Origin of the sequence: Burkholderia sp. B10, assembly GCF_004368385.1 — a bacterium.
GTDB lineage: Bacteria > Pseudomonadota > Gammaproteobacteria > Burkholderiales > Burkholderiaceae > Burkholderia > Burkholderia vietnamiensis.
Window position 1 is genome coordinate 86,201 of the sequence record NZ_PQMX01000017.1, and the last position, 11,656, is coordinate 97,856.

11 protein-coding genes and 1 pseudogene are annotated in these 11,656 nt (G+C 67.1%); 10 read left to right on the plus strand and 2 right to left on the minus strand.

What is annotated here, in order from left to right:
- The 5 genes from C3Y15_RS11695 (at position 1) to cysM (ending at position 4,944) form a co-directional block, all read left to right on the plus strand.
- Positions 1-1,401 carry a UDP-glucose/GDP-mannose dehydrogenase family protein gene (locus tag C3Y15_RS11695; protein WP_069246169.1) on the plus strand — a complete coding sequence of 467 codons (1,401 nt, stop codon included), beginning with the start codon at positions 1-3 and terminating at the stop codon, positions 1,399-1,401.
- 7 nt (positions 1,402-1,408) lie between these two features.
- Positions 1,409-2,359, plus strand: coding sequence for a D-glycero-beta-D-manno-heptose-7-phosphate kinase (rfaE1, locus tag C3Y15_RS11700; RefSeq protein ID WP_011883831.1), 951 nt, complete (start codon positions 1,409-1,411; stop codon positions 2,357-2,359).
- 63 nt (positions 2,360-2,422) lie between these two features.
- Positions 2,423-3,415, plus strand: coding sequence for an ADP-glyceromanno-heptose 6-epimerase (gene rfaD / locus C3Y15_RS11705; protein WP_069246370.1), 993 nt, complete (start codon positions 2,423-2,425; stop codon positions 3,413-3,415).
- 73 nt (positions 3,416-3,488) lie between these two features.
- Positions 3,489-3,836, plus strand: a complete 348-nt coding sequence (locus tag C3Y15_RS11710) for a helix-hairpin-helix domain-containing protein (protein ID WP_034194143.1) — start codon at positions 3,489-3,491, stop codon at positions 3,834-3,836.
- 205 nt (positions 3,837-4,041) lie between these two features.
- Positions 4,042-4,944, plus strand: coding sequence for a cysteine synthase CysM (gene cysM / locus C3Y15_RS11715; RefSeq protein ID WP_011883837.1), 903 nt, complete (start codon positions 4,042-4,044; stop codon positions 4,942-4,944).
- 81 nt (positions 4,945-5,025) lie between these two features.
- Here cysM and mltB read toward each other — a convergent pair whose 3' ends face one another.
- Positions 5,026-6,249, minus strand: a complete 1,224-nt coding sequence (gene mltB / locus C3Y15_RS11720) for a lytic murein transglycosylase B (RefSeq protein WP_011883839.1) — start codon at positions 6,247-6,249, stop codon at positions 5,026-5,028.
- Between the two features lie 170 nt (positions 6,250-6,419).
- Here mltB and C3Y15_RS11725 point away from each other — a divergent pair, with 170 nt between their 5' ends.
- Positions 6,420-7,343, plus strand: coding sequence for a histone deacetylase family protein (locus C3Y15_RS11725; RefSeq protein WP_069246170.1), 924 nt, complete (start codon positions 6,420-6,422; stop codon positions 7,341-7,343).
- Between the two features lie 124 nt (positions 7,344-7,467).
- Here C3Y15_RS11725 and C3Y15_RS11730 read toward each other — a convergent pair whose 3' ends face one another.
- On the minus strand, positions 7,468-8,439 hold the full coding sequence (locus C3Y15_RS11730; RefSeq protein ID WP_014722686.1) for an alpha/beta hydrolase: 972 nt from the start codon (positions 8,437-8,439) through the stop codon (positions 7,468-7,470).
- A gap of 174 nt (positions 8,440-8,613) precedes the next feature.
- Between C3Y15_RS11730 and C3Y15_RS11735 the strand changes: the two genes are divergently transcribed.
- The 4 genes and pseudogenes from C3Y15_RS11735 to C3Y15_RS11750 form a co-directional block, all read left to right on the plus strand.
- The gene (locus C3Y15_RS11735) at positions 8,614-9,648 is read left to right on the plus strand and encodes a methionine ABC transporter ATP-binding protein (protein WP_034194145.1); all 1,035 of its coding nucleotides are present in this window, start codon (positions 8,614-8,616) and stop codon (positions 9,646-9,648) included.
- The gene (locus C3Y15_RS11740; RefSeq protein WP_011883843.1) at positions 9,638-10,291 is read left to right on the plus strand and encodes a methionine ABC transporter permease; all 654 of its coding nucleotides are present in this window, start codon (positions 9,638-9,640) and stop codon (positions 10,289-10,291) included. The genes C3Y15_RS11735 and C3Y15_RS11740 overlap by 11 nt, the downstream gene beginning before the upstream one ends.
- 27 nt (positions 10,292-10,318) lie before the next feature.
- Positions 10,319-11,113 carry a MetQ/NlpA family ABC transporter substrate-binding protein gene (locus tag C3Y15_RS11745; protein WP_011883845.1) on the plus strand — a complete coding sequence of 265 codons (795 nt, stop codon included), beginning with the start codon at positions 10,319-10,321 and terminating at the stop codon, positions 11,111-11,113.
- Positions 11,114-11,346: 233 nt separating this feature from the next.
- Positions 11,347-11,656: pseudogene (locus C3Y15_RS11750) on the plus strand (electron transfer flavoprotein subunit beta/FixA family protein); the annotation flags it as partial.

Genomic DNA, 11,656 nt, shown 5'->3' on the forward strand with positions numbered 1-11,656 from the left:
ATGAAAATCACCATCATCGGCACCGGCTATGTCGGTCTTGTCACGGGTTCCTGTCTCGCGGAGATCGGCCACGACGTCTTCTGTCTCGATGTCGATCCGCGCAAGATCGAGATCCTGAACAACGGCGGGATGCCGATTCACGAACCGGGCCTGCTCGACATCATCGCGCGCAATCGCGCGGCAGGGCGGCTGCGTTTCTCGACCGACATCGAGGCGAGTGTCGCCCACGGCGAGATCCAGTTCATCGCGGTCGGCACGCCGCCCGACGAGGACGGCTCGGCCGACCTGCAATACGTGCTCGAGGCCGCGCGCAACATCGGCCGCCACATGACGGGCTTCAAGGTGATCGTCGACAAGTCGACGGTGCCGGTCGGCACCGCGCAGCGCGTGCGCGCGGTGGTCGACGACGCGCTCGCGGCTCGCGGGCTCGGCGGCAGCGTCGCGCATCGCTTCTCGGTCGTCTCCAATCCGGAATTCCTGAAGGAAGGCGCGGCCGTCGAAGATTTCATGCGGCCGGACCGGATCATCATCGGCGTCGACCACGACGAGACGGGCAGCGTGGCGCGCGAGAAGATGAAGAAGCTCTACGCGCCGTTCAACCGCAATCACGAGCGCACGATCTACATGGACGTGCGCTCGGCCGAATTCGCGAAGTACGCGGCGAACGCGATGCTCGCGACGCGCATCTCGTTCATGAACGAGATGTCGAATCTGGCCGACAAGGTCGGCGCCGACATCGAAGCGGTGCGGCGCGGGATCGGCTCCGATCCGCGGATCGGCTATCACTTCCTGTATGCAGGCGTCGGCTATGGCGGCTCGTGCTTCCCGAAGGACGTGCAGGCGCTGATCCGCACGGCCGGCGAGAACGGCCAGCCGCTGCGCATCCTGGAGGCCGTCGAGGCGGCCAACTCGGCGCAGAAGGACGTGCTGATCGGCAAGATCGAACAGCGCTTCGGCGCGGATCTGAGCGGCCGCACGTTCGCGGTGTGGGGCCTCGCGTTCAAGCCGAATACCGACGACATGCGCGAGGCGCCGAGCCGCCGGCTCATCGCCGCGCTGCTCGCGCGCGGCGCGACCGTGCGCGCGTATGACCCGGTCGCGATCGACGAGGCGCGCCGCGTGTTCGCGCTCGATTTCGAAGCAGGCGCCGACGCGCTCGCGCGTCTGCACTTCGTCGATACGCAGGATGCGGCGGTCGCCGGCGCGGATGCGCTCGTGATCATCACCGAGTGGAAGGAATTCCGCAGTCCGGATTTCACGCGCCTGAAAGCGGAGCTGAAGGCGCCGGTGATCTTCGACGGGCGCAATCTGTACGAGCCGGATGCGATGGCCGAGATCGGCATCGACTACTACGCGATCGGACGCCCGTATGTCGACCCCCAAACCGTTTCCCGTGGGTGAGCGCACGATGAGTTCTCTTCGCGAAGTGGTGCCGGTCCCGCGCGCGCAGCTGGCGAAGTCGCGCGTGCTCGTCGTCGGCGACGTGATGCTCGACCGCTACTGGTTCGGCAACGTCGACCGCATTTCGCCGGAAGCGCCGGTGCCCGTCGTGCACGTGCAGCGTCAGGAAGAGCGGCTCGGCGGCGCGGCCAACGTCGCGCGCAACGTCGTGACGCTCGGCGCGCAGGCGGGGCTGCTGTGCGTGGTCGGCTGCGACGAACCGGGCGAGCGGATCGTCGAACTGCTGGCCAGCAGCGGCGTCACGCCGCATCTCGAACGCGACGCGGCGCTGCCGACGACCATCAAGCTGCGCGTGCTGGCACGCCAGCAGCAGCTGCTGCGCGTCGACTTCGAGGCGACGCCGACGCACGAAGTGCTGCTCGCGGGCCTCGCCCATTTCGACACGTTGCTGCCGCAGCACAACGTCGTGCTGATGTCGGACTACGCGAAGGGCGGTCTGACTCACGTGACGACGATGATCGAGCGCGCGCGCGCGGGCGGCAAACCGGTGCTCGTCGATCCGAAGGGCGACGACTGGGCGCGCTATCGCGGCGCATCGCTGATCACGCCGAATCGCGCGGAGCTGCGCGAAGTGATCGGGCATTGGAAGTCGGAGGACGATCTGCGCGAGCGGGTCGCGAAGCTGCGCGCGGAGCTCGACATCGACGCGCTGCTGCTCACGCGTTCCGAGGAGGGGATGACGCTCTTCTCGGCGGCGGGCGAGCTGCATGCGCCGGCGCTCGCGCGCGAGGTGTACGACGTATCGGGTGCGGGCGACACCGTGATCGCGACGGTCGCGACGATGCTCGGCGCCGGCGTGCCGCTCGTCGACGCCGTGGTGCTCGCGAACCGCGCGGCGGGGATCGTGGTCGGCAAGCTCGGCACGGCCACCGTCGACTACGACGAACTGTTTCATTGAGCGATCGCCGCGGCCCGACCGAGCGCCGCGCGATCGTCTCGTCATTTTTCAGGCAGGATGACCATGACCCTCATCGTCACCGGTGCAGCCGGTTTCATCGGCGCGAACATCGTCAAGGCGCTCAACGAGCGCGGCGAGTCGCGCATCATCGCGGTCGACAATCTGACGCGCGCGGACAAGTTCCGTAACCTCGTCGATTGCGAGATCGACGACTATCTCGACAAGACCGAATTCGTCGAACGCTTCGCGCGCGGCGATTTCGGCAAGGTGCGCGCGGTGTTCCACGAAGGCGCCTGTTCGGACACGATGGAAACCGACGGCCGCTACATGATGGACAACAACTTCCGCTACAGCCACGCGGTGCTCGATGCGTGCCTCGCGCAGGGCGCGCAGTTCCTGTACGCGTCGTCGGCGGCGATCTACGGCGGCTCGACGCGCTTCGTCGAGGAGCGCGAGGTCGAGGCGCCGCTGAACGTGTACGGCTACTCGAAGTTCCTGTTCGACCAGGTGATCCGCCGCGTGCTGCCGAGCGCCAGGAGCCAGATCGCCGGGTTCCGCTACTTCAACGTGTACGGCCCGCGCGAGACGCACAAGGGGCGCATGGCGTCGGTGGCGTTCCACAACTTCAACCAGTTCCGCGCGGAAGGCAAGGTCAAGCTGTTCGGCGAGTACAACGGTTACGCGCCGGGCGAGCAGACGCGCGACTTCGTGTCGGTGGAAGACGTCGCGAAGGTCAACCTGTTCTTCTTCGATCATCCGGAGAAGTCGGGCATCTTCAATCTCGGCACGGGCCGCGCGCAGCCGTTCAACGACATCGCGTCGACGGTCGTCAATACGCTGCGTGCGCTCGACAACCTGCCGCCGCTCACGCTCGCGCAGCAGGTCGAGCAGGGCTTGATCGAATACGTGGCGTTCCCCGATGCGCTGCGCGGCAAGTACCAGTGCTTCACGCAGGCCGACCAGACGAAGCTGCGCGCGGCCGGCTACGACGCGCCGTTCCTGACGGTGCAGGAAGGTGTCGATCGCTACGTGCGTTGGCTGTCCGGCCAGGTTTAAGCGCGCGCGTCGCATCGCTAGACTGGGTCTCACGGTCGGCAGCCGCCGGCCGCTTTCATCGGAGATCCAGCACATGATCAGGAAATGGTTGGCCGCCGCGGCGCTGTCCGGCGTGATCGCGTCGGCCTGGGCGGCCGTCGACGTCAACACCGCGAACGAAAACGCGCTCGTCGGCATCAGGGGAATCGGCCCGGCGCGGGCCAAGGCGATTCTGGACGAACGCAGCGCACGTGGCCCGTTCAAGAGCGCGGACGACCTCGCATCGCGCGTGAAGGGAATGGGCGGCCATACGGTCGAGCGTCTTCAACAGGAGGGCTTGACCATCGGCGCGGCAGGCGCGGCCGGTGCGGGCACGGCTGCTGCCGGCAAGCCGGCAGCACCGAAGCCGGCCGCCGCGGCCGCCCGCACCCCACAGAAGTAGCGCACGCGCCACCACAAGATTCTTCAGGCGCCGTCGTTGGACGGCTTCCCGCGGCATGCCGCGGGTTTTTTGCGTGGCCCGTCGCGCGTGCGCGATCGCGCATCGCATCGCACCGGTATTCCATCGCCGCGAAGGGGTTGCCCGCGCGAGCGTCGGTGCTGGTTTACAATCGATCGATTGATCGGCCTCGCACTCACGGTATCCCATGGCTTACAAAACGATTGAAGACACGATCGGCAACACCCCGCTCGTGCAACTGGTCCGCCTGCCGGACGACGAGATTCGCGCGCGCAACAACGTCGTGCTCGCGAAGCTCGAAGGCAACAACCCGGCCGGCTCCGTGAAGGATCGTCCGGCGCTGTCGATGATCAGCAAGGCGGAAGCGCGCGGCCGTATCAAGCCGGGCGACACGCTGATCGAGGCGACGAGCGGCAACACGGGCATCGCGCTCGCGATGGCCGCTGCGATCCGCGGCTACAAGATGGTGCTGGTCATGCCGGAGGATCTGTCGGTCGAGCGCCGCCAGAGCATGGCCGCGTACGGCGCGGAAATCATCCTGACGCCGGTGAAGGGCGGCATGGAACTGGCGCGCGACCTCGCCGAGCAGATGCAGCGTGAAGGCAAGGGCGTGATCCTCGACCAGTTCGGCAACCCGGACAACCCCGTCGCGCATTACGAGTCGACCGGTCCGGAGATCTGGCGCGACACCGAAGGACGCGTCACGCACTTCGTGTCCGCGATGGGCACGACGGGCACGATCATGGGCACGTCGCGCTATCTGAAGGAGCAGAATCCGGCGATCGAGATCATCGGCGCGCAACCGGAAGACGGCTCGCGCATTCCGGGCATTCGCAAGTGGCCGGAAGCCTACATGCCGACGATCTTCGATCGCAGCCGCGTCGATCGCGTCGAGAACGTGAGCCAGGCCGCGTCCGAAACGATGGCGCGCCGGCTCGCGGCCGTCGAAGGCATTTTTGCCGGGATCTCGTCGGGCGGCGCCTGCGAAGTCGCGATGCGCATCGCGCGGCAGGTCGAGAACGCGACGATCGTGTTCATCGTCTGCGACCGCGGCGACCGTTACCTGTCGACCGGCGTGTTTCCTGCGTGATCGCGGCCCGCGGCCGCACGCCGTCGAGCCAATGAAAAAAGCGCCGCATCGAGCGGCGCTTTTCGTTTGTGCGAACGCTGCTTATTGCGCAGACGGGTCCGTGTCGGCGGGCGGCAGCGGCAGTGCGCCGCTCGCTTCCATTTGCGCCTTCACCGCTTCGCCGAGCTGATACACGCTGAGCGCGTAGAAGAAGCTGCGGTTGTAGCGCGTCAGCACATAGAAGTTCTTCAGCCCGAGCATGTACTCGGTCGCGTGTCCCGGCGACGGCAGGTCGACCACGGTGACCGGCGTACCGGCTTCGGTCGTGATGTTGACGGTCGGCTCGTTGAGCGTCATGCCGGCCCGCAGCAACTGCGACAGCGCCCAGTGCGGTTCGGGCTGACCGTCGGCGGCGGCTTGCGCGATGCCGAGGCTGCCGGTGTCCGGCGTGATCCGCCAGACCACCGGGCGATCGGTTTCCCAGCCGTGCTGCTTCAGGTAGTTCGCGACGCTGCCGATCGCGTCGGCAGGACTACTGCGCAGATCGACGTGGCCGCCGCCGTCGTAGTCGACCGCGTATTCGCGGATGCTGCTCGGCAGGAACTGCGGAATGCCGATCGCGCCCGTGTACGAGCCGAGCACGGTGGTCGGGTCGAGCTGGCTGTCGCGCGTCCAGACGAGGAAGTCCTCGAGGTTCTTGCGGAACGTCGCCTGGCGGCTGTCGCGATTCGGCGTGTCGGGATAATCGAACGTGAGCGTCGTCAGCGCATCGAGCACGCGGAAGTTGCCCATGTAGCGCCCGTAGATCGTTTCGACGCCGATGATGCCGACGATCACTTCGGGCGGCACGCCGAACTCTTGCGACGCGCGCTGCAGCGTCGCACGGTTCGCCTTCCAGAATTTCACGCCGGCATTGATGCGGATCGGCTCGATGAAGCGCGAACGATAAACGCGCCAATTCTTCACCGACGGCGTGGGCGCGGGCTTCACGAGCTTCACGGCGGTCGCCGAATAGCTGACGCGCGAGAACAGCGCATGCAGGCTCGCGGCGTCGAAGCCGTTGCGGCTCACCATCTCGTCGATGAATGCATCGACCTTCGCGTTGTTCGCGTAGCGCTGCGGAACGATTTCTTCTTCGAAGGTCTGGCCTTGCGGCGCCGGCTGCTGCGGTTGGGCCTGCGCGACGAGCATGCCGGCGGGCTTCGTCGGCTGCGTCTGCGCGTGCGCGGGCGAGACCGCGGCCGTGGCGGCGAGCGCAGCGGCGACGAGTGGAGCGCGAACGTGCAACAGCGTGGAGAGAAGGGCGGCGGGCTTGCTGGAATTCATGTCGAAGCGGGCGGACAGGGCGGTGGGGTACGGTGCAGTATACCCGACGCATCCCGCGCGCCGGGACGTGGCGGCGCAGCGTTGTGGTAAGTTAGCGGCGAATTCGCGGCAAGACGATGGACATCATTGATGGAGACCTGCGGCGCACCCGACGCCGCGGATGACAGCTTATGGCAACCGCCTTCTATACGCACCCCGACTGCATGCTGCACGAGATGGGAGAGTGGCATCCGGAATGCCCGGCCCGATTGTCGGCGATCCAGGATCAGCTGATCGCGAGCCGCATCGACGACCTGATCGTGCACGAATCCGCGCCGTTCGCGAGCGAGGTCGCGTTGGGTCGCGTGCATACGCAGGCTCATATCGACTACATCCGCAGCATGACGCCGGTCGACGGCTACGTCGAAATCGATCCCGACACGCTGATGAATCGCGACACCTGGCGCGCCGCGTTGCGTGCGGCCGGCGCCGCGATCGCGGCGACCGATGCGGTGATCGAGGGCCGCTACGCGAATGCGTTCTGCAGCGTGCGGCCGCCCGGTCATCACGCGGAGCCTGCGCGCGCGATGGGCTTTTGCTTCTTCAACAACGTGGCGATCGCCGCGCGGCACGCGCTCGACGTCCACGGCCTCGAACGCGTCGCGATCATCGATTTCGACGTGCATCATGGCAACGGCACCGAAGCGGCGTTCGCGAACGACGAGCGCGTGCTGATGTGCAGCTTCTTCCAGCATCCGTTGTACCCGTTCTCGGGCGCCGACCATCAGGCGCCGAACATGGTCAACCTGCCGATGCCCGCGCGCAGCAACGGGATGGCGGTGCGCGAAGCGGTCGACATGTTCTGGTTGCCGCGGCTCGATGCGTTCAAGCCGCAGATGGTGTTCGTGTCGGCCGGCTTCGACGCGCATCGCGAGGACGACATCGGCAATCTCGGGCTCGTCGAGGCCGATTTCGAATGGCTGACCGCGCAGATCGTCGAGGTCGCGCGCCGGCACGCGCAGGGCCGCATCGTCAGCTGCCTCGAGGGCGGCTACAACCTGTCGGCGCTCGCGCGCAGCGTCGTCGCGCATCTGCGCGCGCTCGCCGGCGTCTGACGCGCGCGGCGAGCTGCCGCGCATCGGCAAGCGGTCGCGGCTGCGCAGCTTGCCGGCCGCGACCGCGCCGCGCGACCTGCTCGGCTACCGGCGGGCGCAGCGCGTCCACGCAGCCCGCGCGACCTCAGCCGGCCGGCGCGTGCGCGTGAATCCACGCGATCAGCGCATCGATCACGCGCTCGCGCTCGAGATCATTCATCGTTTCGTGGAATCCGCCTTCGTAGAGCGTCAGCGTGCGATCGGGCGAGCCGACGTGCGCGCCGAACGCGCGGCTGCCGTCGGGTTCCGTCAGCTTGTCACTGGTGCCGTGATAGACGAGCACCGGCACGCGCAGCGAGCCGCGGCCGCGTTCGATGCGCGCCATCGCGTCGAGGAGTTCGGCGCCGGTGCGCGCGGGCACCGCGTCGTGGTGCACGAGCGGGTCGGCCCGATTGGCCGCGACGATCGCCGGATCGCGCGACAGCAGCGCCGCATCGATCCTGATCGCGGGGAAGCTCGGCCACACGCGGCTGATGAAGCGGCTCATCGCCAGCATCCAGCGCGGCACGTCGCGCCCTGGCGCGAGCGCCGGGCTCGACAGCACGAGGCCAGCGAGCGTGTGGCCACTGGCCGGCAGGCGTTCGATCGCATACAGCGCCGCAATGGCGCCGCCCATGCTGTGCCCCATCAGGAAGAGCGGCGTATTGCCGCGCGCGGCTTCGGCAACCAGCGCATCCGCGTCGTTCAGGTAATCGTCGAAGCGCTCGACCCACGCGCGCTTGCCCGGCGACCGGCCGTGCCCGCGCAGGTCGATCGCCAGCACCGAGATGCCCGCCGCGTTCAGCCGTGCTGCCAGCCGCTCGTAGCGCCCCGCATGTTCGGCGAGGCCGTGTACGAGCGCGACCGTCGCGCGCGGCGGCGCGCTGCCGTCCGCGGCCGGCCAGCGGTACGACGCCAGTTCGAGCCCGTCCGCGGTGCGCAGCCGGCCCATTCGCGCCGGGGGACACGCGGCCGGATCCCCGGCTGCGATGGCGGCTGCGGCGGCTGCAGCGTCGGGCGGCGTGATGGCGCTCATCTGGCGGTCTCCTTGTCGATTGATATTGGTGTTCCGGATCATAGTCGCGGCCTTCGCGCGCGGGAGCCGCGGCGCGCCTCTAATTTCACTGGGTTATGAAAAGAGCGAAATTGATTATTAAGGGGAATGAGGTGTTTGCGGTAAAATCGCCGGCTATTCCAGATGCATCTGGCGGCTGACCGGCGACCCTCGCCTGCCGGCCGCCGTTTTGTTTACATGATCGAATTACGCAATCTGTCGCAGCGTTTTCCCGGGCCGTCCGGCTGGGTGGACGCATTGCACAACGTCAACCTGTCGATTCCGCAGGGCGAGGTGTTCGGCATCATCGGCCGCAGCGGCGCCGGCAAGAGCACGCTCGTGCGCACCATCAACCTGCTCACGCGGCCCACCGAAGGCAACGTCGTCGTCGGCGGGCGCGATCTCACGGTGCTGCCGGCCGGCGCACTGCGCGAGGCGCGCCGCGAAATAGGCATGATCTTCCAGCACTTCAACCTGCTGTCGTCGCGCACGGTGTTCGACAACGTCGCGCTGCCGCTCGAACTGGCCGGCGCGAGCCGTGCCGAGATCGAAGCCGCCGTGCTGCCGCTGCTCGAACTCGTCGGGCTGTCCGCGCAGAAAGACCGCTATCCGGCCCAGATCAGCGGCGGCCAGAAGCAGCGTGTCGGCATCGCGCGCGCGCTCGCGAGCAAGCCGAAGGTGCTGCTGTCGGACGAAGCGACGTCGGCGCTCGATCCCGAAACCACGCGTTCGATCCTCGATCTGCTCAAGCGCATCAACCGCGAGCTGGGCCTCACGATCGTGCTGATCACGCACCAGATGGAAGTGATCAAGCAGGTATGCGATCGCGTCGCGGTGCTCGACGCGGGCCGCGTGGTCGAGCAGGGGCGCGTGATCGACGTGTTCCTGCAACCGCATCACGAAGTGACGCGCGCGCTGATCGGCGACGTGATCGCGCAGGAGCTGCCGCCGGCGCTGAAGGCGCGCGTGGCCGAGCGGATGAAGACCGGCAGCGGGCATCTGTTGCGGCTCGCGTTCACCGGCACGGGCGTCGACCAGCCGATCCTGTCGGAAACGATCCGCCGCTACGAGCTCGATTTCAACATCCTGCACGGCCAGATCGACGAGATCCAGGGTCAGGCGTTCGGGTCGCTCGCGGTGCTCGCCGGCGGCGAGCCGGGCAAGGTCGGGCAGGCGCTCGCGTTCCTGCGCGAGCAAGGTGTCGTGGTAGAGGAGCTTTCGTATGTTGAGTGAGATGTTCGATATGTTCGTGCAGTCGTTCTGGGAGACGCTGATCATGGTCGGCATCTCCGGGGCGGTCGGTGCGCTCGTCGGGCTGCCGCTCGGCGTGCTGCTCTATCTGACCGACCGCCAGGGCGTGCTGCAGAACCTCGGCGTGAATCGCGTGCTCGGCGGCCTCGTCAACGCGGTGCGCTCGACGCCGTTCATCATTCTGCTGGTCGCGGTCATTCCATTTACGCGGCTCGTCACCGGCTCGTCGATCGGCACGGCCGCGGCCGTCGTCCCGCTGACGCTCGCGGCGGCGCCGTTCATTGCGCGGCTCGTCGAGACGGCGTTGCGCGAAGTCGATCGCGGGCTGATCGAGGCCGCGCAGTCGATGGGCGCGACGACGTCGCAGATCGTCTTCAAGGTGCTGCTGCCCGAGTCGCTGCCGGGCATCGTCGCGGGTCTGACGATCACGTTCGTGTCGCTGGTCGGCTATTCGGCGATGGCCGGCGCGATCGGCGGCGGCGGGCTCGGCGATCTCGGGATCCGCTACGGCTACCAGCGCTACCTGCCGGAAGTGATGTGGACGGTGGTCGCGATCCTCATCGTGTTCGTGCAGATCGTGCAATCGTTCGGCGACTGGCTCGTACGCCGGCTGAGCCACAAGTAAAAAGACCTTCATCCTTCGGGGGAGACGATGCAACGACGCTTCATGCTCAAGTTCGCGGCCGCCATTAGCGCGGCTGCACTGTTCGCGAGCGCGCATGCGCAGGCCGAAACGATCAAGGTCGGCGTGACGGGCGGCCCGCACGCGCAGATCATGGAATACGTGAAGAAGGTCGCGGCGCGAAGCGGCCTCGACATCCGCATCGTCGAATTCTCCGACTACGTGCAGCCGAACGCGGCGCTCGCCGCGGGCGACCTCGACGCGAACAGCTATCAGCACGACCCGTATCTGCAGGCGCAGGTGAAGGACCGTGGCTACAAGCTGATCAAGGTCGCGGATACCGTCACGTTCCCGATGGGCATCTACTCGAAGCGCGTGAAGTCGCTGGCCGAGCTGGCGCCCGGTGCGCGCGTCGCGGTACCGAACGATCCGACCAACGGCGGCCGCGCGCTGCTGCTGCTGCAGAAGCAGGGGCTGCTGAAGCTGCGCGCGGATGCGGGGCTGAAGGCGACGCCGCTCGACATCGTCGACAATCCGCGCAAGCTGAAGATCGTCGAGCTCGATGCGGCGCAGATCCCGCGCTCGCTCGGCGACGTCGACGCGGCCGCGATCAACACCAACTACGCGATGGAAGCCGGGTTGAAGCCGAAGCAGGACGCGATCGCGATCGAGGGCCCGAACGGTCCGTACGCGAACGTCCTCGCGATTCGCGAAGCCGACCGCGCGCGACCGTGGGTGGCGAAGCTCGTCGCGGCCTATCGGAGCCCGGAAGTGAAGCAATTCATCGAACAGAAGTTCGGCGGCGCGGTGATCGCCGCCTGGTAAGCAGTCAGCGCGAGATGCAGGGCGCGCCCGGTGCCGATTAGAGTCGATGATCCAAATCCCGGGCTTTGCGCCCGGGTTTTTTCTCTTTTAAAATAGAACGATCGTTCGCTATTACCGGCGCGCCGTCGAGGAGCGCTATCCTCGGCGGCCATGATGGGCCCGCTTGGCCGCGCAATCACGGGGCCTCGCTATAGAATGGCCTCTGGTCGTATTCGTAACTTTGGAGCGTGTGCATGAAAATCCTGGTGCCAGTGAAAAGAGTGGTCGATTACAACGTGAAGGTCCGCGTGAAGTCGGACAACACGGGCGTCGACATCGCGAACGTGAAGATGTCGATGAACCCGTTCGACGAAATCGCCGTTGAAGAGGCGGTGCGCCTGAAGGAAGCGGGCGTGGCGACCGAAGTGGTCGCGGTTTCGGTGGGCGTGACGCAGGCGCAGGAAACGCTGCGCACGGCGCTGGCGATCGGCGCGGACCGCGCGATCCTGGTCGAGTCGACCGACGGCGTCGAGCCGCTGGCCGTCGCGAAGATCCTGAAGGCGC